Source organism: Pantoea leporis (assembly GCF_028048155.1).
Classification (GTDB): Bacteria; Pseudomonadota; Gammaproteobacteria; order Enterobacterales; family Enterobacteriaceae; genus Pantoea; species Pantoea leporis.
This window is the reverse complement of record NZ_JALMEU010000005.1, coordinates 29,512-51,724: the sequence shown is the minus strand read 5'-3', so window position 1 is coordinate 51,724 and position 22,213 is coordinate 29,512. Positions and strand designations below refer to the sequence as shown.

20 protein-coding genes are annotated in these 22,213 nt (G+C 56.3%); 13 read left to right on the top strand and 7 right to left on the bottom strand.

The window, feature by feature from the left end:
- Positions 1 to 330: 330 nt before the first annotated feature.
- The 4 genes from hemY to hemC are packed head-to-tail and all read right to left on the bottom strand — an operon-like array spanning position 331 to position 4,362.
- Entirely contained in the window at positions 331 to 1,527 is a 1,197-nt protein-coding gene (gene hemY / locus MWH02_RS14680; protein WP_271460905.1) for a protoheme IX biogenesis protein HemY, read from the bottom strand.
- Between the two features lie 2 nt (positions 1,528 to 1,529).
- Positions 1,530 to 2,660 (bottom strand): uroporphyrinogen-III C-methyltransferase, encoded by a 1,131-nt coding sequence (hemX, locus tag MWH02_RS14675; protein WP_271460904.1) that lies wholly within the window; start codon positions 2,658 to 2,660, stop codon positions 1,530 to 1,532.
- A 23-nt stretch (positions 2,661 to 2,683) separates the two neighbouring features.
- On the bottom strand, positions 2,684 to 3,424 hold the full coding sequence (gene hemD, locus MWH02_RS14670; RefSeq protein WP_101763759.1) for a uroporphyrinogen-III synthase: 741 nt from the start codon (positions 3,422 to 3,424) through the stop codon (positions 2,684 to 2,686).
- Positions 3,421 to 4,362, bottom strand: coding sequence for a hydroxymethylbilane synthase (gene hemC / locus MWH02_RS14665; protein WP_271460903.1), 942 nt, complete (start codon positions 4,360 to 4,362; stop codon positions 3,421 to 3,423). The genes hemD and hemC overlap by 4 nt, the downstream gene beginning before the upstream one ends.
- Before the next feature lie 316 nt (positions 4,363 to 4,678).
- Here hemC and MWH02_RS14660 point away from each other — a divergent pair, with 316 nt between their 5' ends.
- The 9 genes from MWH02_RS14660 to MWH02_RS14620 all read left to right on the top strand — a co-directional run bounded on the left by MWH02_RS14660 (position 4,679) and on the right by MWH02_RS14620 (position 15,455).
- Positions 4,679 to 7,240 (top strand): class I adenylate cyclase, encoded by a 2,562-nt coding sequence (locus tag MWH02_RS14660; protein ID WP_101763758.1) that lies wholly within the window; start codon positions 4,679 to 4,681, stop codon positions 7,238 to 7,240.
- Positions 7,241 to 7,374: 134 nt separating this feature from the next.
- Positions 7,375 to 7,578 carry an LPS translocon maturation chaperone LptM gene (gene lptM, locus MWH02_RS14655; protein ID WP_101763757.1) on the top strand — a complete coding sequence of 68 codons (204 nt, stop codon included), beginning with the start codon at positions 7,375 to 7,377 and terminating at the stop codon, positions 7,576 to 7,578.
- Positions 7,579 to 7,607: 29 nt separating this feature from the next.
- Positions 7,608 to 8,432: a diaminopimelate epimerase gene (gene dapF, locus MWH02_RS14650; protein ID WP_110867946.1), complete on the top strand. Its 825-nt coding sequence runs from the start codon at positions 7,608 to 7,610 to the stop codon at positions 8,430 to 8,432.
- Positions 8,429 to 9,133: a DUF484 domain-containing protein gene (locus tag MWH02_RS14645; protein ID WP_101763756.1), complete on the top strand. Its 705-nt coding sequence runs from the start codon at positions 8,429 to 8,431 to the stop codon at positions 9,131 to 9,133. Before dapF ends, MWH02_RS14645 begins: the two co-directional genes overlap by 4 nt.
- Entirely contained in the window at positions 9,130 to 10,038 is a 909-nt protein-coding gene (xerC, locus tag MWH02_RS14640) for a tyrosine recombinase XerC (RefSeq protein ID WP_271460902.1), read from the top strand. The genes MWH02_RS14645 and xerC overlap by 4 nt, the downstream gene beginning before the upstream one ends.
- Complete coding sequence (gene yigB, locus MWH02_RS14635; RefSeq protein WP_110867923.1) at positions 10,038 to 10,754, top strand: 5-amino-6-(5-phospho-D-ribitylamino)uracil phosphatase YigB; 717 nt, start codon at positions 10,038 to 10,040, stop codon at positions 10,752 to 10,754. The genes xerC and yigB overlap by 1 nt, the downstream gene beginning before the upstream one ends.
- 76 nt (positions 10,755 to 10,830) lie before the next feature.
- Positions 10,831 to 12,993, top strand: a complete 2,163-nt coding sequence (uvrD, locus tag MWH02_RS14630) for a DNA helicase II (RefSeq protein WP_271460901.1) — start codon at positions 10,831 to 10,833, stop codon at positions 12,991 to 12,993.
- Positions 12,994 to 13,303: 310 nt separating this feature from the next.
- The gene (gene corA / locus MWH02_RS14625) at positions 13,304 to 14,257 is read left to right on the top strand and encodes a magnesium/cobalt transporter CorA (protein ID WP_008105777.1); all 954 of its coding nucleotides are present in this window, start codon (positions 13,304 to 13,306) and stop codon (positions 14,255 to 14,257) included.
- Between the two features lie 145 nt (positions 14,258 to 14,402).
- Positions 14,403 to 15,455 (top strand): AbrB family transcriptional regulator, encoded by a 1,053-nt coding sequence (locus tag MWH02_RS14620; RefSeq protein ID WP_210081002.1) that lies wholly within the window; start codon positions 14,403 to 14,405, stop codon positions 15,453 to 15,455.
- Here the strand turns inward: MWH02_RS14620 and rarD are convergent.
- Together rarD and MWH02_RS14610 are read right to left on the bottom strand one after the other, a co-directional pair.
- Positions 15,426 to 16,325 (bottom strand): EamA family transporter RarD, encoded by a 900-nt coding sequence (gene rarD / locus MWH02_RS14615; protein ID WP_192236906.1) that lies wholly within the window; start codon positions 16,323 to 16,325, stop codon positions 15,426 to 15,428. The two genes, MWH02_RS14620 and rarD, sit on opposite strands and share 30 nt — an antisense overlap.
- 22 nt (positions 16,326 to 16,347) lie before the next feature.
- A complete protein-coding gene (locus MWH02_RS14610; RefSeq protein ID WP_101763750.1) occupies positions 16,348 to 16,818 on the bottom strand; it encodes a thioesterase family protein in 471 nt (156 codons plus the stop codon).
- A gap of 165 nt (positions 16,819 to 16,983) precedes the next feature.
- On the opposite strand from MWH02_RS14610, the gene pldA reads away from it, so the two are divergent.
- From pldA to rhtC, 3 genes are read left to right on the top strand one after another with little or no spacing between them, the layout of a single operon-like run.
- A complete protein-coding gene (pldA, locus tag MWH02_RS14605; protein WP_101763749.1) occupies positions 16,984 to 17,862 on the top strand; it encodes a phospholipase A in 879 nt (292 codons plus the stop codon).
- Positions 17,863 to 17,885: 23 nt separating this feature from the next.
- Entirely contained in the window at positions 17,886 to 19,712 is a 1,827-nt protein-coding gene (gene recQ / locus MWH02_RS14600; RefSeq protein WP_101763748.1) for an ATP-dependent DNA helicase RecQ, read from the top strand.
- Positions 19,713 to 19,724: 12 nt separating this feature from the next.
- Positions 19,725 to 20,348 carry a threonine export protein RhtC gene (gene rhtC, locus MWH02_RS14595; protein WP_271460900.1) on the top strand — a complete coding sequence of 208 codons (624 nt, stop codon included), beginning with the start codon at positions 19,725 to 19,727 and terminating at the stop codon, positions 20,346 to 20,348.
- Positions 20,349 to 20,485: 137 nt separating this feature from the next.
- Here rhtC and rhtB read toward each other — a convergent pair whose 3' ends face one another.
- Positions 20,486 to 21,109, bottom strand: coding sequence for a homoserine/homoserine lactone efflux protein (gene rhtB, locus MWH02_RS14590; RefSeq protein ID WP_101763746.1), 624 nt, complete (start codon positions 21,107 to 21,109; stop codon positions 20,486 to 20,488).
- A 104-nt stretch (positions 21,110 to 21,213) separates the two neighbouring features.
- Between rhtB and pldB the strand changes: the two genes are divergently transcribed.
- Positions 21,214 to 22,206 (top strand): lysophospholipase L2, encoded by a 993-nt coding sequence (gene pldB / locus MWH02_RS14585; RefSeq protein ID WP_101763745.1) that lies wholly within the window; start codon positions 21,214 to 21,216, stop codon positions 22,204 to 22,206.
- The last annotated feature ends 7 nt before the right edge of the window (positions 22,207 to 22,213 follow it).

The following is a 22,213-nucleotide window of genomic DNA, read 5'->3' as shown; positions in this document are numbered from 1 at the left end:
ATATTAATTAGCTTATTGCACGTGCTGCAACTTTGGCACGTCTTGTGCAATAATCTACCTGTAGATGCTCATTCCACCTCTTATGTTTGCTGATGCCACATAAACCTGGGAATGATGCAGAGCCCCTTACGGCATCCGTTGTCCAGCCTGGCAGTATTTGCGCACGCTTTACTGCAGTAAGAAGGACATTACGTTGAGTCGGATGCCATCAGTTGTCTTAACGACCTGATCTTACACCTGCTTATGGCAGGTGTTTTTTTGTCTGCAGTATATGACAGGCAAAAAAAAGCCGGGACAAGCCCGGCGTGCACAAAAGTAACAATCGTAAAATCAGATGCTGGTATTGGTCTTCAGCGTAAGTAGCAGGCCTTCACGACGCATTTTGGCAGCGTCTTCCGGACGATGCAGGCGGTCGTAAACATCGGCCAGCCAAGCATAATCAAACGCATCCGGACGCTGCGCCAGCGCTTGCTGGAACGCTTCTGCCGCCTGCTGCCATTCCCCATGACGCATCAGCAGCTGACCCAGCGTGCTATGGAGCAGCGGCGTGGCGCCATGCTGTTTAATCTGCTGACGCAATGCTTTCTCCAGAGATTGCGGATCACCACTTTTAATACGCGGCATCAGCAATACCAGACGATCGTCATATTGACGTTTCAAACCTTCCAGCACGATGCTCTGCGCGGTATCCGGGTCGTCACACTCAATCAGATGTTCTGCCATAGCCACCTGCAAGGCGGTTTCCTGACGCGTTTTGCGGCTCTGGTTTTGCCACCATTTCTTCAAACCGTCGCTGCCTTGATCGGCCATCGCCTGGTTCATCAGGCCCAGCCAGGCTTGCTGCTGCAAGGCATCGCGCTGTGCTTCATCATTGATCTGCACTTTCTGCATCGCAGGCAGAATGTCGAGCAATGCGCCCCATGCGCCGGTACGAATATAGGCTTGTTCTGCCAGACGCAACACTTCCGGATGGCGCGGCGCGACTTCCAGCAGGCGATCAACGCCATGGCGTGCCGCATGATCTTCGTTGCGCGCCAGTTGCAGACGTACGCGTGTGATTTCAACCGGAATCGTGTCATTCACCGACAGCTCAGAAGCGCGCTCCAGATGCTGATTAGCACGGATTTCGTCACCGCGTTGCTGTGCCGCTTCGGCAGCCAGCAAGTAGTTTGCCACTGGCTGATCGGCGTGGTCGGCATTTTTCGACAGCAGTTTTTCGGCCTGTTTAAAGTCACCTTCCGCCAGTTTCATCAGCGCGCTTTGCGTGTGACGCTGCGCGCTACGGCGCTTGCGGCCGGTGAACCAGCCGCGTGTGCGTGCGCCGGTACGGAATAGGCGACGCAGAATCCATTCCACCAACAAAATCACCAGCAGGCTGAGGATCAAGATGATCGCCAGGCCGGTTACGCTGGTTTCAATGTTCCAGTGGTCGGTTTGGATCAGCACGTAGCCCTGATGGCCGGCTACCATCGGTCCAACCACAATGCCCGCAATCAGCAGCAGGAAAAGCACCAATACTTTCAGCATGGTTAGCCTCCTTGTTGATCAGCAGCAACCGATGGCTGAGCCAGCAAATTACGTACGCGGGTTTGCATCAGTTTTTCCAGCAGCGGCTGGCTTTCCAGCGTATCCGGCACATCCATTGAAATGCTTTGCTGGCTCAATTCATCCAGCTGTGCAAGGAAGGCTTTGGTGGCGGCATCGTTGGTGTCATACCAGGCGCGAACCCAGGTTGATACCGCATCGATAGACTGTTTGTAGATCTCATCCTGATGACGCGGTACGGCCTGAGCCGCAATCAGCAGGCGCGAACGAATGTTTTCGCGCAGGTAAACGTCCTGATTCGGTGCCAGCAGCGGCTGTGCGGTGTTGTCGCGGCGGCGGATGGTGATGAAATCATCCATAAACTTATGCCAGCTTTTCACCAGATTTTGACGCCACTCGTGCAGCGAACTTGAGAGTTCACCGCCATCAGCGTCCATAGGCGAATCATCGCTGTCGTTGTCGGCCAGGCGTAGATTATCGACGCCGTTCGACAGCTGATTAAGCTTGAGGATGGTGCCGTCATAATCAACCTGGCTGACGGCGGAGAGTGAACTGATGTCCTGCGTTAAGGCGCGACGCACGTTCATCACACTCGGATCGTTCATGTCGGCCAGGCTGGAATCAGCACTTTTCAATAACGCTGCCGCGGTGGTGACATCCTGATCGCTCCACAGTTTGCGGCCCGCCAGTTTGACGAGGTAGTCCGCTTGCGCCAGTAGCCAGGTACGCGTGTCGTTTCCAGAGATGGTAGCGACTTTATCACGCAGGGTTTCCAGCTCTTTTGCGCTGTTATCCTGCTGCGTGCGCGCCTGCTGCAAGGCGCTGTTGGCGCTATCCAGCTGTTGCGTCAGCTGCTGTTTGTCGCTGCCCAGTTGCTGCTGCAAGGCGCTCAGCTGCTCACTGAGATTCTGGTTAGTTTGAGCCTGTAAATCGGCCTGGTGTTTCCCATTAAGGTAAAGTCCCGCCCCAATCGCCAGCGCAATCACAATCGCCACGGCACTCAGCACCTTGCCATCGCCTTTTTTATCGCGAGGTGGTTTGGTTGCTGGCGAGGGAGAATTGTCCGCTGGGGTGGTTTCTTCAACCATGGCGGAGGAGGCTTTTTGTTCCGTCATTATGGCTCATCCCATTGTTAAGTTCAGCGTAACGCGCGCAGCAGCGCATCGTTATCGGCACCATCGGCTACATCAATGTCCTGCCAGCCTAATTCAGCGGCTTGCGTAGCCAAACGTTCACTGACGACCACAAGCCGACAGTGCAGTAACCATTCCCGACGATCAATTGGCGGAAACAGAGAAAAGAGTTGTTGTAACATTTCGCCGCTGGTTACCACCAGCGTTGTAATACCGCGATCGCGCCAGCGGCGGCCTTCAGTCGCGCCGTTGTAGTGCTTTTCACAGCGCTGATAACACTCGCAGTATTGCACCTCAACGCCGCGTTCAATCAGCGTTTCTGCCAGCAACTCGCGCCCCGGACTGCCGCGCAGAATCAGCGCGCGTTTGCCACTAACCTGCTGCAGACGGTTCAGGCGCACCAGCTCTTCGCTGGTCTCCCGCGCATGAGGATAGTCTACTTTGAGATTACTGACGGTATGCAGGGCTAAAGCGGTGCTGCGACCAATAGCATAATAGTTGAGGGCTTCAGGCCATGTTGTCGCGCTTTGCTGTAAAGCGGGCTCGGCGAAAGTAACGACCTGCTGCGACAGTAAAAACACCAGATCGCCTGGCTGTAACGCCGCAAGTTGGCTTGGCAAATGGATAAGATCGCGACCCGGCGTAAATTCAATCAGCGGGAAGCCCCATGCCAGCTTGCCCAGGCTGCGCAAACGCGAGACCAGTTCAGTGGCGGCCGGTTCCGGGCGGGTCACGAGGATGGTCATACTGGCGGTTGACCTTGATACACTTCACGCAGAATGTCGCGCGCGCCGCCATCCAACAGCTCTTCGGCCAGCGAAACCCCCATTCTTTCGGCGTGATCGCGTGGACCGCGACGCTCGCCGACCACCATTTGACAGCCGTCCGGTGAGCCAACTAATCCGCGCAGCCACAGCTGATCGTCTTCCAGCACCGCGAAGCTGCCGATAGGCACCTGACAACCGCCTTCCAGCCGCGTGTTCATTGCGCGTTCGGCGCGGACGCACACGGCGGTATCGTCGTGATTCAACGCCTGTAGCAGCGTAATCAATTGCTCATCATCTGCGCGGCATTCAATGCCGACGGCGCCCTGACCCACGGCGGGCAGGGAGATCTCGGCAGGCATTGCCTGACGGATGCGATCTTCCAGACCTAAACGCTTCAAACCGGCCGCCGCCAGAATGATGGCGTCATATTCACCGGCATCAAGTTTGCCAAGACGCGTGCCGACGTTGCCGCGCAGTGAGCGAATCACTAAATCCGGACGACGGGCGCTAAGCTGGCACTGGCGACGCAGGCTGGACGTCCCGACAACCGCGCCTTGCGGCAGCTCATCAACACTGTTGTAACGATTGGAGACGAAAGCATCGCGCGGATCTTCACGCTCGCAAATGGTCACCAGACCGAGGCCTTGTGGAAAATCGATCGGCACATCTTTCATTGAGTGCACGGCGAGATCGGCGCGGCCTTCCAGCATTGCCAGCTCAAGCTCTTTAACGAACAGCCCTTTGCCGCCAACCTTTGCCAGTGGCGTATCAAGGATGACATCACCTTTGGTGACCATCGGCAGCAACTCAACTTGCAGACCCGGATGAGCCGCCATCAGACGCTGTTGGACATATTGTGCCTGCCACAAAGCAAGGGGACTTTGTCTGGTAGCAATTCTGAAAATTTTGTTTAACATGCTGTTAACCATTTTGATCGTTCATCGAATATCCTATCATTGATAGGGGAATGCTGTCAGTTTCAACGGATTGAAAAGGCCGCGATGTCAGACTGCGCCTGGATCTTGCGGGTCGCAGTTTTATGTCGAAGTCTGAAAAAAGCAGGGCTACGGTCGGAACATGCTAAACTGTTAAGTAGCGCAACTTTCTTTACGGTCAATCCTCCGGGTGTTAGATTGATCACGTTTCCAGCAATTATTTGCCCGATATCTTTATTATTAAGCGGCAGAATGCGGAAACAGGGTGCTTAACACTGGGACAATCAGGCGAAACGTCTTGTACCTCTACATTGAGACACTAAAACAGAGACTGGATGCGATTAACCAGCTGCGTGTAGATCGCGCACTGGCTGCCATGGGGCCTGCTTTCCAGCAAGTCTACAGTCTGCTGCCAACATTATTGCACTACCATCATCCGCTGATGCCGGGCTACCTCGAAGGTAGCGTTCCGCATGGCGTCTGCCTTTACACGCCCGATGAAAATCAATTCCAGCTACTGCAGAACTTAGCGGGCGGACAACCGCTCGATCTCACCGCCGCCGTCGCGGGCGAACGTCCAATTACCGGCATTTACTCAATGGGCAGCACCTCGTCGGTTGGGCAAAACAGCATTTCCGACCTCGACATCTGGGTATGCCACCAATCGTGGCTGGATAATGAAGAGCGCCTCAATCTGCAGCGTAAGTGTACGCTGTTGCAGAAATGGTGTGTGTCGATGGGTGTGGAAGTCAGCTTCTTCCTGATTGACGAGAACCGTTTCCGCCATAACGAAAGCGGTAGCCTCGGCGGTGAAGACTGCGGTTCTACCCAACATATTTTGCTGCTGGATGAGTTCTACCGTACCGCCGTGCGTATGGCGGGTAAACGCATCCTGTGGAATATGGTGCCTGGCGAAGAGGAGCACCATTACGACGATTACGTCATGTCGCTCTATTCACAAGGCGTCCTGACGCCGAATGAGTGGCTGGATCTCGGCGGCCTTGGCACGCTGTCGGCGGAAGAGTACTTCGGTGCCAGCTTGTGGCAGCTGTATAAAAGTATCGACTCGCCGTATAAAGCGGTGCTGAAAACCCTGCTGCTGGAAGCCTACAGCTGGGAATATCCCGACACGCAGCTCTTGTCGATGGACATCAAGCAGCGCCTGCACGACGGCGAAATTGTCTCCTTCGGTCTCGATCCTTACTGCATGATGCTGGAGCGCGTGACGCGCTATCTCACCAGCGTTGATGACATGGCGCGCCTCGATTTAGTGCGTCGATGTTTCTATTTAAAAGTGTGTGAAAAGCTCTCGAGCGAAGATCACCATCATCAGCGCACCGGCTGGCGGCGCGAGATCTTATCGCAGCTGGTTAAAGAGTGGGGCTGGGATGAAGAGAAGTTAGCGGTACTGGATAACCGCGCGCAGTGGAAAATCGAACGGGTACGCGAAGCGCACAACGAGCTGCTGGATGCGATGATGCAGAGCTATCGCAACCTGATTCGCTTTGCGCGTCGCAACAATTTAAGCGTCAGCGCCAGCCCGCAGGATATCGGCGTGCTGACGCGTAAACTGTATGCCGCGTTCGAGGCGCTGCCGGGTAAAGTCACTTTAGTGAACCCGCAGATTTCGCCCGATCTCTCGGAAGAGAATCTTACCTTTATTCATGTCCCGGCGGGCCGCGCTAATCGCGCCGGTTGGTATCTGTATAACCAATCGCCGGACATGAGTTCCATCATCAGCCATCAGCCGCTGGAATATAATCGCTATCTGAACAAGCTGGTGGCGTGGGCGTGGTTTAACGGTTTGCTGACCAGTAAAACGCGTCTGCATATGAAGGGCAACGATCTGTGCGATCTGCCGCGTCTGCAGGAACTGGTTAACGATGTGTCGAGCCACTTCCCGCTGCGCGTGCCAGCACCGACGCCGAAAGCGCTCTACAGCCCGTGCGAAATTCGTCACTTAGCGATTATCGTTAACCTGGAACACGATCCTACCTCCGCATTCCGCAATCAGGTGGTGCATTTTGATTTCCGTAAGCTGGATGTGTTCAGCTTCGGTCAGCAGCAGCAATGTTTGATTGGCAGCATCGATCTGCTCTATCGCAACTCGTGGAATGAAGTGCGTACGCTGCACTTCAATGGCGAGCAGGCGATGATTGAGGCGCTGAAAACCATTCTCGGCAAAATGCATCAGGATGCAGCGCCGCCGGATACGGTGGAAGTATTCTGCTACAGCCAGCATCTGCGCGGTTTAATTCGTACTCGCGTGCAGCAGCTGGTTTCGGAATGCATTGAGCTGCGTCTGTCGAGCACGCGTCAGGAACCGGGCCGCTTTAAAGCGTTACGCATGGCGGGCCAAACCTGGGGCTTATTCTTCGAACGCATGAGCGTGTCGGTGCAGAAGCTGGAAAACGCCGTGGAATTTTATGGCGCGATTTCTAACAACAAGCTGCATGGCTTGTCGATTAAAGTGGAATCGAACCAGACGCCGCTGCCGCCGGTGGTGAACGGCTACGCCAGCGAAGGCATCATTCAGTTCTTCTTTGAAGATACTAATGACGATCGCGGCTTCAACATCTATATCCTCGACGAAACCAATCGCGTTGAGGTTTATCACCATTGCGAAGGCAGTAAAGAAGAGCTGGTGCGTGACGTGAGTCGATTCTACTCATCGTCGCATGACCGTTTTACCTACGGTTCCAGCTTTATCAACTTTAACCTGCCGCAGTTCTACCAGATTGTGAACACTGGCGAACGTTTCCAGGTGATTCCTTTCCGCAGCCAAACGCTGACGCAGCTCTGCGCTACCCAGCCTGACAACGACAACGGCGACTTCCAGCCGCGCTACCAAATGCATTGATCCCGCCCGCGTTCGCGCGGCGGGATGCGCTGTTACTCTGACCTGCCGCAGGAAATGCGGCTATTTCCTGTTGCTTTTACAACGTCAACTGCGATGATAAGCAACCATGGCTTTAGGACAGAAGAGCAGACAGAATGATACGAGTGATGAGTCAGCTGGGTATGGCGCTGGCACTGGTCAGCCTGGTAGGCTGTGGCCTAAAAGGACCGCTGTATTTCCCGCCGAAAGATCAGCCAAACAAGCCGAAACAGCAGGTCACCGCGCAGCAGCAAAAAGCGGCTCAGGATGCTGATGTTGGTGGTTTGGTCACCAGCAAGCCTGGTTCGCAGGCTAACTAAACTCTATGAGTAATCCGGCGGAGCAGAAAATGCAGTTCTCAAAAATGCACGGTCTCGGCAACGACTTTATGGTTGTGGATGCTGTGACGCAAAACGTCTTTTTTTCGCCGGAACTGATTCGCCGCCTGGCGGACAGAAATCTGGGGATCGGTTTTGATCAGCTACTGATCGTTGAACCGCCTTACGATCCGGATCTCGATTTCCATTACCGCATTTTCAACGCCGATGGCAGCGAAGTCGCGCAGTGCGGCAACGGCGCACGCTGCTTTGCCCGCTTTGTGCGTCTGAAAGGTTTGACCAATAAAAGCGACATTCGTGTCAGCACGCAAACCGGCCGCATGGTGCTCAGCGTTACCAATGATGAGCTGGTGCGCGTCAATATGGGTCAACCCAACTTCGAACCGCAAAGCGTGCCGCTTCGCGCGAATAAAGCAGAGAACCTTTATTTGCAGCGGGTGGCCGAGCAAACCGTGATGTTTGGTGCGGTATCGATGGGCAATCCGCACTGCGTGATTCAGGTAGAAAGCGTGAAAACCGCGCCGGTGGAAACGCTGGGCCCAGAGCTGGAAAGCCACGAGCGATTCCCGGAGCGCGTCAACGTCGGCTTTATGGAAGTGGTCAATCGTGAACACATCCGTCTGCGCGTGTATGAACGTGGCGCAGGCGAAACCCAGGCATGCGGCAGCGGCGCCTGTGCGGCGGTCGCCTGCGGTGTTCAGCAGGGCATTCTGGCGGAAAATGTCCGCGTCGATTTGCCGGGCGGAACGCTGCACATTGCCTGGAAAGGGGAAGGGCAACCGCTGTTTATGACCGGTCCAGCCACACACGTCTACGATGGGTTTATTCATCTATGAAAAATGTCGAAGAGCAAACCGAAAGCGAGGTTTTGCTGGACGATCAATCGGTAAGCGCATTTCTGCGTCAAAACCCCGATTTTTTTATTCGCAATGCGCGCCAGGTTGAACAGATGATGGTGCCGCATCCGGTACGCGGCAGTGTTTCGCTGGTGGAGTGGCATATGGCGCGGCAGCGCAACCACATCCAGCAGTTAGAAGAGGAGATCACGCTGCTGATGGAGCAGGCTACCGCCAACCATCAGCTGTTTGATCGCCTGCTGGCGCTGCAAGGTCATCTCGCCGCCGCCGACAGCTTGCAAGAGATGCTAACGCGTCTGCACCGCTGGGCGCGCGAACTGGGTCTGGCCGGCGCACACGTACGCGTGTTCAATGACAAGTGGCACATCGGCGCACCCTCTGATTTCACCCAGCTCGGCTTGTCACGTCAGGCATTCGAACCGCTGCGCATTCAGCGCTTCGGCAATGAACATCACTATCTCGGCAGCCTGAACGGTCCGGAATTGCTACTGCTGTTGCCGCAGGCCAAAGCGATTGGCTCGGTAGCGATGTCGCTGATGGGCGAACGCGGCGAGCTGGGCATATTAATGTTCACCAGCCGCGATAATCAGCATTATCAGGCGGGCATGGGCACGCTGCTGCTGCAGCATCTGGCGCAAATGTTGCCGGATCTGCTGTCACGCTGGATTGAACGCGCATGAGTCACGTCAGTCCGCTGCTGCCGGCCGTGGATGGCTTTCTGCGTTATCTCAAGGTCGAACGCCAGCTGAGTCCGCTGACGCAAAAGAATTACCAACGGCAATTGCAGGCGATTATAGCAATGGCCGATGAGATGAAGCTGACGAGCTGGTCGCAGCTGGAACCGGCGCAGGTGCGCAGCCTGGCGGCACGCAGCCGGCGGGGCGGTTTAGGCGCCAGCAGTCTGGCGCTGCGTATGTCGGCGCTGCGCAGTTTTCTCGACTGGCAAGTGTATCAGGGCATGCTGAGCGCCAATCCCGCCAAAGGCATCGCCTCGCCGCGTAATGCGCGCCATCTGCCGAAAAACATGGATGTCGACGAAGTTAACCAACTGCTGGAGATCGAGCTCAACGATCCGCTGGCGGTACGCGACCGCGCGATGCTGGAAACCATGTACGGCGGTGGTTTGCGTCTGTCTGAGCTGGTGAATATGGATTGTCGCCACATGGATTTGGAGGCCGGTGAAGTGCGGGTGCTGGGTAAAGGCAGCAAAGAGCGCCGCGTACCGATTGGCGGCACGGCGGTCACCTGGATTCAGCACTGGTTACCGCTGCGTGCTAGCTTTGCGCCGCAGGATGATGCGGTGTTTGTCTCCAGCCGCGGCAGCCGGATTTCGACGCGCAACGTGCAGAAGCGTTTTGCCGAATGGGGCATCAAGCAAGGCGTTGCCAGCCATATTCATCCGCATAAACTGCGCCACTCTTTTGCCACGCATTTGCTGGAATCAAGCGGCGATCTGCGCGCGGTACAGGAACTGCTCGGTCACGCCAATCTGGCGACCACGCAAATCTACACCCATCTGGATTTCCAGCATCTGGCGACGGTTTACGATGCGGCCCATCCGCGTGCCAAACGAGGAAAGTCTTAATGAAGTTTTATCGTCCGCTCGGCCCAATCAAAGCAATCACCTTTGATCTCGACGACACGCTGTATGACAACTATCCCGTCATCCGCAAAACCACTGCCGAATCGCACGCTGCGCTGCAGGCGTATCATCCGGCGCTGCGAGAATTCACCCCGGCGGATTATCAGGCGCTGCGCAATGAGTTGCTGGCGCGCGAGCCGGAAATTTATCACGACGTGTCTGAATGGCGTCGTCGCTCGGTGGAGCTGGCGTTGCTCAATGTCGGCTTATCCAAAGCGGAAGCCACCGCCGGTGCCAGCGACGTGATGAGCGTCTTCCATCAGTGGCGTAGTGAAGTCGATATGCCGGAAGAGACGCATCAAACGCTGACGTGGCTGGGTGAGCGCGTGCCGCTGGTGGCGATCACTAACGGCAATGCCTGTCCGGAAAAGCTCGGCATCCATCACCACTTCCAGTTCGCGCTGCGTGCCGGTCCGCACGGTCGCGCCAAGCCGTGGCAGGATATGTATCATCTGGCCGCTGAGCGTTTGAACATCGCACCGCAGCACATTCTGCACGTCGGCGACGATCTCACCACCGATGTGGCCGGTTCGCTGCTTGCCGGCATGCAAGCCTGCTGGATCAATCTACGTGAAGGCAATCTGATGAAGATTGACGATGCGCGTTTGCTGCCGCATGTTGAAATTGATCGGTTGGCATCTCTGACCTCGCTGCTATAATCCACACATGTAAATATATACAGCTCTATCCGCAGCAGTGTGGATTTGAGTTCATTTTCTTTCGCGAACGGTGCTTATGGACGTTTCTGATCTGCTTGACGGCTTGAATGACAAACAGCGCGAGGCGGTCGCCGCACCGCGCAGCAACCTGCTGGTGCTGGCCGGAGCAGGCAGTGGCAAAACCCGTGTGCTGGTGCATCGCATCGCCTGGCTGCTGTCGGTAGAGAACTGCTCGCCGTATTCGATTATGGCGGTGACCTTCACCAACAAAGCGGCGGCGGAAATGCGCCATCGTATCGATCAGCTGATCGGCACCAGCCAGGGCGGCATGTGGATTGGCACTTTCCACGGCCTGGCGCACCGTTTACTGCGCGCGCATCACCTTGATGCCGGCTTGCCGCAGGATTTCCAGATCCTCGACAGCGACGATCAGCTGCGTCTGCTGAAGCGCCTGATCAAAGCGATGAACCTTGATGAGAAACAGTGGCCTGCGCGTCAGGGCATGTGGTACATCAACGGCAAAAAAGATGAAGGCCTGCGGCCAAAAAACATCGAAAGCTACGGCAATCCGGTTGAACAAACCTGGCTGCGCATCTATCAGGCGTATCAGGAAGCCTGCGATCGCGCCGGTTTAGTGGATTTCGCCGAGCTGCTGCTGCGCGCCCACGAACTCTGGCTTAACAAGCCGCATATCCTGAACCATTACCGTGAGCGTTTCAGCAACGTGCTGGTGGATGAGTTCCAGGATACCAACAATATTCAGTACGCATGGATTCGCATGCTGGCGGGTGATAGCGGCCGCGTGATTATTGTTGGCGATGACGATCAGTCGATTTACGGCTGGCGCGGTGCGCAGGTGGAGAACATCCAGCGCTTCCTGCAGGATTTTCCCGGCGCGGAAACCATTCGCCTGGAGCAGAACTATCGCTCGACCAACAACATTCTGAAAGCGGCGAACACGCTGATCGCCAACAACAATGGCCGCCTCGGTAAAGAGCTGTGGACCGACGGCAGCGATGGTGAAAAGATCTCACTCTACTGCGCATTCAACGAGCTGGATGAAGCGCGCTTTGTGGTCAATCGCATCAAAAGCTGGCACGAGAACGGCAATGCGCTGCAGGATTGCGCCATTCTCTACCGCAGCAACGCCCAATCGCGCGTGCTGGAAGAGGCGCTGCTGCAAGGCAGCATGCCGTATCGCATTTATGGCGGCATGCGCTTCTTCGAGCGTCAGGAGATTAAAGATGCGCTGGCCTATCTGCGTTTAATGGCCAATCGCAATGACGATGCAGCCTTTGAGCGTGTGGTGAACACGCCGGTGCGCGGCGTCGGCGATCGTACCCTCGATGTGGTGCGCCAGACCGCGCGCGATCAGCAACTCACCTTGTGGCAGGCCACGCGCGAGCTGTTGCAGAACAAAGCCTTAGCCGGACGCGCCGCGTCGGCGTTACAACGCTTCTGCGAGTTGGTCGATTCACTGGCCAGCGAAACCGCCGAGATGCCGCTGCATGTGCAAACCGATCGCGTAATTAAAGACTCCGGTTTATGGGTGATGTACGAGCAGGAGAAGGGCGAGAAAGGCCAGGCGCGTATAGAAAACCTTGAGGAACTGGTCACGGCAACGCGCCAGTTCAGCTATCAGGACGAAGACGAAGATCTGATGCCGCTGCAGGCGTTCTTGTCGCATGCGGCGCTGGAGGCAGGCGAAGGCCAGGCCGACAAATGGCAGGATGCGGTGCAGCTGATGACCATGCACTCGGCGAAAGGGCTGGAGTTCAGCCAGGTATTTATCGTTGGCATGGAAGAGGGCATGTTCCCGAGCCAGATGTCGCTGGATGAAGGCGGTCGTCTGGAAGAGGAGCGCCGTCTGGCTTACGTTGGCGTGACGCGTGCCATGGTCAAGCTGACGCTCACCTATGCTGAAAGCCGTCGTCTTTATGGTAAGGAAGTGTATCACCGTCCATCACGCTTCATCGGCGAGCTACCGGAAGAATGCGTGGAAGAGGTGCGTTTGCGCGCCAGCGTCAGCCGTCCGGTGAACCATCAGCGCATGGGCACGCCCATCGCGCAAAACGACAGCGGCTTCACGCTCGGCCAGCGCGTGCGCCATGCCAAGTTCGGCGAGGGCACCATCATCAACCTCGAAGGCAGCGGTGAACACAGCCGTTTGCAAGTGGCGTTTCAGGGCCAGGGCATCAAGTGGCTGGTGGCGGCTTACGCCCGTCTGGAAACGGTGTAGCGCGGTTGCGCTACCTTGACGACTTTTTCGTCTCAGCGTAACATGCGCGCACTATTATCATGAGAGGACAATGCCTTGGACGCGCCCAGTCGATGCTGGCTCAATCACCTGTTTAACAGGAACTCCTAAGGTTACCTCTTTTAGCTGGTAGCCTTAGCGGTTAACAGCGACCTCCCTTTTTTACTCTCGTCGCGTGAGTTAGCACTGATTTACCCTTGAAGCGAAAGTTTCCGTGTTCAGGCTTCGCCGTGCCCGTAATTTACAGTGGTCACCGCCTTGTCCCATTCCGAAAAAATGGGGAGTTATTGCTATGCTGAGCGCATTTAAACTCGATCGTAATCGCCTGACGCGCATCGAGCTGGAAGAAGATAACGACAAACTCAACACGTCTGTTTGGGTCGATCTGATCGAACCTGACGACAGCGAACGCGATCGCGTGCAATGCGAGCTCGGCCAGAGCCTGGCGACGCGTCCGGAGCTGGAAGACATCGAAGCCTCGGCGCGTTTCTTCGAAGACGAAGACGGCCTGCACATTCACTCCTTCTTCTTCTTTGAAGATGCCGAAGACCACGCTGGCAACTCCACCGTGGCATTCACCATCCGCGAAGATCGCCTGTATACGCTGCGCGAACGCGAACTGCCAGCTTTCCGTCTCTATCGCATGCGTGCACGCAATCAGATGCTGACCGATGGCAACGCCTATGAGCTGCTGCTGGATCTGTTTGAGACCAAAATCGAACAGCTGGCGGATGAGATCGAGAACATCTATAGCGCGCTGGAGAAACTCAGCCGCGTGATCATGGAAGGCCAGCAGGGCGAAGAGTACGATCAGGCGCTGTCACGTCTGGCGGAGCTGGAAGATATCGGCTGGAAAGTGCGGTTATGTCTGATGGATACCCAGCGTGCCCTCAACTTCCTGGTGCGCAAAGCGCGTCTGCCGGGCAACCAGCTGGAGCAGGCGCGTGAAATCCTGCGCGATATCGAATCGCTGTTGCCGCATAACGAATCGCTGTTCCAGAAGGTCAATTTCCTGATGCAGGCGGCAATGGGCTTTATCAACATCGAGCAGAACCGCATCATCAAGATCTTCTCAGTGGTTTCGGTGGTATTCCTGCCGCCGACGCTGGTGGCATCCAGCTACGGCATGAACTTCGAGTTTATGCCGGAGCTGAAATGGAGCTTTGGTTATCCGGGCGCGATTAGCCTGATGATTCTCGCTGGCCTGGCGCCGTACCTCTATTTCAAACGCAAGAACTGGTTGTAACCGTTCTCAAGTCCAGGTCGTCATGAATGACGACCCTACAAAACCGCTCATGACAAATGTAGGGGCGCCATTTATAGCGACCTGGTAGATAAACTTAAATTTTCTGCGTAACCTGTTGGCTCTGCTCACTATCTGATTCTCTCCTATGGCGCGCTTCTCATTGCGACTTCAGTGGACACTGCTGCTGATTGCTTCGTTAGTGCTGGGGATTATCCTCCAGCTGTTCCATCTTCCTGCGGCCTTGCTGCTTGGCCCGATGATCGTCGGCACCTTTATGGGCTTGTCCGGCGCGACTGTTCGCATCGATAAACGTTTCTTCGTGCTGGCACAAGCGGTGCTCGGCTGCATGATTGGCCAGAGCTTATCGCCGGGCATTCTCACACCGCTGATCCAGGATTGGCCGGTGGTGTTGGCGGTGCTGGTGCTGACGTTGGCGGCCAGCGGCCTGTCCGGCTTTCTTCTGGTACGCTTCAGTAGTTTGCCCGGCCCAACCGGCGCATGGGGATCGTCGCCCGGCGGCGCTTCGGCGATGGTGGCGATGGCCGGTGATTTCGGGGCGGATGTGCGGCTGGTGGCGTTTATGCAGTATCTGCGCGTGCTGTTTGTCGCCACCGCTGCGGCCGTGGTGGCGCGCATTGGCCTCGGCACCCACGGCGGTGCAGCTGAACTGGTGTGGTTTCCCGCGCTGCACAGCAGCTTTCTGCTGACGCTGCTGGTGATGGTCGCCGGTGCGTGGCTCGGCCAGAGGCTGCGAATTCCTTCTGGTGCCTTGCTGCTACCCGCGCTGATCGGTGCGGTATTGCACGGCACCGATGTGGCGACTTTGCAGGTTCCGGAATGGCTGCTGGCGCTAGCCTATGCACTGATTGGCTGGAGCGTGGGATTGCGTTTCACCCGGCCGATTTTCAAACTTGCGCTGCGAACGCTGCCGCAAATGTTGTTGTCGATTTTTGGTTTGATGCTGTTGTGCGGCGGATTAGCCTGGATGCTAACGCGCGTGCTACACGTCGATCTGATGACCGCCTATCTGGCAACCAGCCCGGGTGGGCTGGATACCGTGGCGATTATTGCGGCCGGCACGCGCGTCGATATGGCTTTTGTCATGGCGCTGCAGACGCTGCGTCTGTTCACCATTCTGCTTACCGGTCCGGCGCTGGCGCGTTTTATTTCACGCTACGCGCATGCGCGCCCGAGCTGAGAACGCAACCGCATCAATAATGAACACGGCGAGCGCCAGCCAGATAAAGCCGAAGGTCACCATTTTATCCGGCGTCAGGCGCTCGCCGTAGAACAGCACCGCCAGCAGGAACATCAGCGTCGGACCCAGATACTGGAAGAAACCGACGGTCGATAAGCGCAGACGCGCGCAGGCGGCAGCAAAAAACATCAGCGGAATGGTGGTGATAATGCCCGCCGCGACCAGCTTGAGATTGAGGCTCATGGCGTTGGCGCTGAGATGGCTGGTGGCGCTATCGGCAAAACCAAACAGATAAATCGCCGCTAGCGGGAATAGCCACAGCGTTTCGATCAACATGCCACTTTGCGCATCGACCTGAATTTTTTTGCGCACCAAACCGTACAAAGCAAAACTCAACGCCAGGCCAAGGCCGATAATCGGCAGCGATCCAAACTGCCACAGCTGCACCAGCACGCCGGTGGTCGCCAGCAGTACCGCCAGCCACTGCAAGCGGCGGAAGCGTTCGCGCAGGAACAGCATGCCAAACACCACATTAATCAGCGGGTTGATAAAGTAGCCGAGGCTGGCTTCCAGCATGTGCTGATTGTTCACTGCCCAGATAAACAGCAGCCAGTTGCCGCCAATGGTGATGGCGGTCAGCGCCAGCAGCAGCACCTTTTTCGGCTGAGCCAGTACGCTACGTACCTGCGCCCAGCTGCGCGTCAATGTGATCAACAACAGCATAAACAGTGCGGACCAAATCACGCGATGCGTCATGATCTCGGTAGCGGGCACCTCTTTGACCAGTTTGAAGTAGGCGGGGGCAATGCCCCAAATGAAGTAAGCGCCGAGCGCATAGCCAATACCCTGGCGAGTTTGTTGCGAATCCATCATGTCATTCCAAAAATACTGATTAGCCAATCATGTAGGTGGCGGTAGCGGTGGCGATGTAATCGCCTTGCTGGTTATGTAACTCCACGCGCGCCACAGCGACTTTGTTGCCGCCGCGCAGCAGGCTGCTGGTGGCGACAAAGCGCTCGCCACGGCCAGGGCGCAGATAATCCACGCGCATATCGATGGTGCCCATGCGCGACAGGCGCTGACGCAGCTCTTCCTCGGTAATGCTCTCCTGACGCGTCAGCGCATAGCTGACACACACCAGCCCGGCCGCGACATCGAGCACTGAAGCGATCACGCCGCCGTGCAGAATCTGCTGCGCTGCGTTGCCGACCAGCATGGTTTTATTGGCGAAGCCGAGTTCGGCGTAATCCGCTTCCAGTCGATCCAGCTCTAATCCGAGCGCCTGATTGAAGGGCATGTGATAAACAAAGATTTCGCCAATCAGACGACGCGCTTCCTGCTGTGTCAGCAACGGGGATGACATAATGCCTGCCTTAAAATGTTAACGAGTTGTGTATATTATGCCGCGTTCGAGCCGCTTTCCAGTTTCGGAAATCGGCGCTGATCAACCGCAGGTTTTGCGTGTAGAATGGCCTGCTTTTTGAACCGTCACTTGACGATTACGACACGCAGTTCTCTGGAGAATTCTATGCGTAAGCATTACGCCTTGCTGGCCGCGGCGCTGATCCTTCCTGGCCTGGCGCAGGCTGAAGAAGCCACGATAAAAGAGGTTCATGATGCACCGGCAGTGAAGGGCAGCATTATCGCTAACCTGCTGGAGAAACACGATAACCCGTTCGTGCTTTATCCTTACGAAAACAACTATCTGCTCTACACCTACACCAGCGACATGAACAAAGAGGCGATCTCTTCGTACAACTGGGCAGACAAAGCTAAAAATGATGAAGTAAAATTCCAGCTCAGCCTGGCGTTTCCGCTGTGGCGCGGCATTTTAGGCGATAACTCGGTGCTGGCGGCGTCTTATACTCAGCGCTCGTGGTGGCAGCTCTCGAACCGTGGTGCGTCATCACCGTTCCGTGAAACCGATTATGAGCCACAAATTTTCCTCGGCTGGGCCACCGATTACACTTTCGCAGGCTGGACCTTACGCGATGTGGAAACCGGCTTAGTGCATCAGTCGAACGGCCGCAGCGAGCCGACCTCACGCAGCTGGAACCGCGTTTACGCGCGCTTCATGGCGCAGAACGGCAATCTGCTCGCAGAGATCAAACCCTGGTATCGTCTGCCTGAAAGTGAAAGCAATGACGATAACCCGGACATCACCAAATACATGGGTTACTACCGCGCCAAGCTCGGCTACATGATGGGCGAGAACATTTTCAGCGTGGAAGGTAACTACAACTGGAACAGCGGCTTTGGCGGTGCAACCTTCGCCTGGAGCTACCCGATCTCTGAACACGTGCGCTTTTACACGCAGGTCTTCAGCGGTTATGGTGAATCATTGATTGACTATAACCATCGCCAGACGCGCTTTGGCGTGGGCGTGACGCTCAACGATCTGTTCTAACCCGCAACAAAGACAGGATTACCGTGGCAACATCGGCAGTGCTTAATCAGGAAATGCTGGCGCAGCAGGTATTACAAGATACCTTCGGCTATCAGCAGTTCCGCCCAGGTCAGCAAAACATCATCGAAACCGCCCTGTCAGGACGCGATTGTCTGGTGGTGATGCCGACTGGCGGCGGCAAATCGCTGTGCTATCAAATCCCGGCGCTGGTGCGCGAAGGGCTGACGCTGGTGGTTTCACCGCTGATTTCACTGATGAAAGATCAGGTCGATCAGCTGCTGGCCAACGGCGTGGCTGCAGCGTGCCTCAACTCGACGCAGACGCGTGAGCAGCAGCAGCAGGTGTTTGCGGATTGTCGTACCGGCAAGCTCAAGCTGCTGTATATCGCGCCTGAACGTCTGATGATGGACAATTTCCTCGACAGCCTGCACCAGTGGAATCCGGTGATGCTGGCGGTGGATGAAGCGCACTGTATTTCGCAGTGGGGCCACGATTTCCGTCCGGAATATGGCTCGATCGGCCAGCTGCGTCAGCACTTCCCTGATTTGCCGGTCATGGCATTGACCGCCACCGCCGATGAAACCACGCGTAACGATATCGTCCATCTGCTGCAGATGGACGATCCGCTGATTCAAATCAGCAGCTTTGACCGCCCCAATATTCGCTACACGCTGGTGGAGAAATTCAAACCCACTGAGCAACTTCTGCGTTATGTGCAGGATCAGCGCGGCAAAAGCGGCATCATTTACTGTAACAGCCGCGCCAAAGTGGAAGACACCGCCGCGCGCCTGCAAAGCCGTGGTTTGAGCGTTGGCGCGTATCACGCCGGCATTGATAGCGCGCAGCGTGCCAGCGTGCAGGAAGCTTTTCAGCGTGACGATCTGCAAATCGTGGTCGCTACCGTGGCGTTCGGGATGGGCATTAACAAACCCAACGTGCGCTTTGTGGTGCACTTCGATATTCCGCGCAACATCGAATCCTATTATCAGGAAACCGGCCGCGCCGGGCGCGATGGCCTGCCTGCCGAAGCGATGATGCTTTACGATCCGGCCGACATGGCGTGGCTGCGTAAATGTCTGGAAGAGAAAGTGCCCGGCCCGTTGCAGGATATAGAACGCCACAAACTCAACGCGATGGGCGCGTTTGCTGAAGCGCAAACCTGTCGTCGTCTGGTGTTGCTGAACTATTTCGGAGAAGGTCGCCAGCAACAGTGCGATAACTGCGATATCTGCCTCGATCCGCCGCGTCGCTACGACGGTTTGCTGGAGGCGCAAAAGGCGCTGTCGAGCATCTATCGTACCGGCCAACGCTTTGGAATGGGCTATATTGTTGAAGTTTTGCGCGGCGCCAGTAATCAGCGCATTCGCGACAACGGCCACGACAAACTGCCGGTGTACGGCTTAGGCCGCGAGCACAGCCACGAACACTGGATCAGCGTGCTGCGTCAGCTGATCCACCTCGGGATGGTAACGCAAAACATCGCTATGCATTCGGCGCTGCAACTCACCGAAGCGGCGCGTCCGGTATTACGTGCGGAAGTGCCGCTGATGCTGGCGGTGCCGCGTATCGTGACGGTGAAAACGCGCGGCAGCAGTTCGCCGAAAGTGCACAGCGGCAATTACGATCGCCAGCTGTTTGCCAAGCTGCGTAAGCTGCGCAAAGCGATTGCCGATGAAGAGAATATTCCGCCGTACGTGGTGTTTAACGATGCCACGCTGATTGAAATGGCAGAACAAATGCCGATTAGCGCGTCAGAAATGCTCAGCGTGAACGGCGTCGGTCATCGCAAACTGGAGCGTTTTGGTAAGCCGTTCCTGGTGATGATCAAAGAACATGTTGATGAAGGTTAGAGGAAAAAATTCATGCTGATGTTATTCGCCACCGTCGCGCTGGTGCATCTGGTTGCGCTGATGAGTCCCGGCCCGGACTTCTTCTTTGTGTCGCAAACGGCGGCGAGCCGCTCACGCAAAGAGGCGATGATGGGCGTTCTGGGCATTACGCTGGGTATTGTGATCTGGGCCGGAGTGGCGCTGATGGGCCTGCATCTGATCCTGGAAAAAATGGCCTGGCTGCATGAAATCATTATGGTCGGCGGCGGATTGTATCTGCTGTGGATGGGCTGGCAGCTGATGCGCTCAGCGCGTCAACGTCATAAGCAGCCACAATCGGAAGCTCCGATGGTTGAGCTGCCGAAAAAGGGCATGAGCTTCCTGAAAGGTTTCCTGACTAACCTGTCGAACCCAAAAGCGATCATCTACTTCGGTAGCGTATTCTCATTGTTTGTTGGCAACGACGTTGGCGCGATGGAGCGCTGGGGGTTGTTCCTGCTGATTATCGGAGAGACGTTCGCGTGGTTTACGCTGGTGGCGGCGATTTTCGCTATGCCGTGGATGCGAGATAAGTATCAGCGAATGGCGAAATGGGTGGATGGTATGGCGGGCGTGTTATTCGCCGGTTTTGGCATTCACCTTATCATTTCACGTTAAGCCTGGTTTACTTGCCATTTCGGCACCGGGCAGTGCTCGCCCTCCTCACGTACGACGTGTACGCTCCGGGGGCTGCGCGCTGGCCGGCACCGAACTGGCTGCGCCACCGACGGCTTTGACGTGGGTGCGATTTTCTTTTACGCCATTCTGCGAGCGCTGGCTAGCAGCGCGCCTACTGCCATAAACAATCCACCAAAGGTGCGGTTCAGCAGCTTCATCTGCTTCGGTCCTTTAATCCAGCCGGCGATACGCGTTGCCAGCGTGGCGTAACCAATCATTACGATGATATCGACCACAATGGTGGTCACGCCCAGCACCAGATATTGCATGAGCTGCGGCTGGTGCGGCTGAATAAACTGCGGGAACAGCGCAGCGAGAAACACGATGCTTTTCGGGTTGGTGAGGTTCACCAACACGGCACGCTTAAACAGGCGGCGACGCGGCATCGCTTTGGCAACGGCGTCGAGGTCGATGCCACCCGCGGAGCGCCACTGCTGAATGCCCAGCCATACCAGATAGGCTGCACCGGCCCACTTCAGGACTTCAAACGCCAGAATCGATTGGGAAAACAGCGCACCTAAACCGGCGCCGACCAGCACAATATGAATGGCCAGACCCAACTGCAAGCCGGTAATCGATGCCGCTGCGCCGCGATAGCCGTGACTGATGCCGGTGCTCATGGTGTTGATCGCGCCGGAACCGGGTGAAAGGCTAAGGATGGTTGTGGTCAGCAGATAGGTTAACCACCATTCAATGGTCATGTGTGACATTCCCTGAAGTTAGCGAAGTGTGACACAATACGACAGAAAATCGCCGCACGCTACGCAGCACAGGCGCGCAAATCACGTTTTTTTCAGGGGGACGGATGCAGCAGCATAAACAGAGTTGGCTCGGACGTGAGCGAGGCTTTTCGGCCTTTGCCACCGGTCCGCTGCTCGACTTCTGGCGTCGCCGTGAAGAGTGTGAATTCACGGGTGTCGGCAACCTCAAGATTCGCTACGTCCGTTTCACCTCACCGCAACATCGTCGTGTCATTCTGGTCGTGCCTGGCCGCATTGAGAGCTACATCAAGTATCCCGAACTGGCTTACGACCTGTTCATGTGCGGCTACGATGTGGTGATTCTCGACCATCGCGGTCAGGGACGTTCCGAGCGTCTGCTGGAAGATTCGCATCGCGGCCATGTGGTGGAATTTGGCGACTACGTTGACGATCTGGAAACGCTGTATCTGAAAGAGATCGTGAGTCCACATTATCAGCAGCGCTACGTGCTGGCCCACTCGATGGGCGGCGCGATTTTAGCGCTGTTTCTGGCGCGTCAGCCGCAGGCGTTTCATGCTGCGGTATTCTCCGCGCCGATGTTTGGCATTGTGCTGCCGCTGCCCGACTGGATGGCGCACCGCATTCTGGACTGGACCGAGAAACTGCCGGCGCTGCGTGAAGGTTACGCGCTGGGCACCGGGCGCTGGCGCGCCAATCCGTTTGGCATCAACCGCCTGACGCATAGCCGCGAACGCTATCGCCGTAACCTGCGTTTTTACGCCGACGATCCGGCAATTCGCGTCGGTGGCCCCACTTATCACTGGGTGCGCGAAGGCGTGCAGGCCGGGCGGGACATCTTCAATCAGGTAGCGAACATCACCACGCCGACCTTGCTGCTGCAGGCCAGTGAAGATGATGTGGTGGATAACCGCTCACAAAATCTATTTTGTACGGCGATGGCCGCAGCAGGACATCCCTGCGCGGGCAACGCGCCGTATGTGATCAAAGGAGCGCGTCATGAGATCTTGTTTGAAACAGACGCGATGCGTGCCGAAGCGCTAAACGCGGTGGTCGATTTCTTTGAACGCCACGCTTAATCAATTT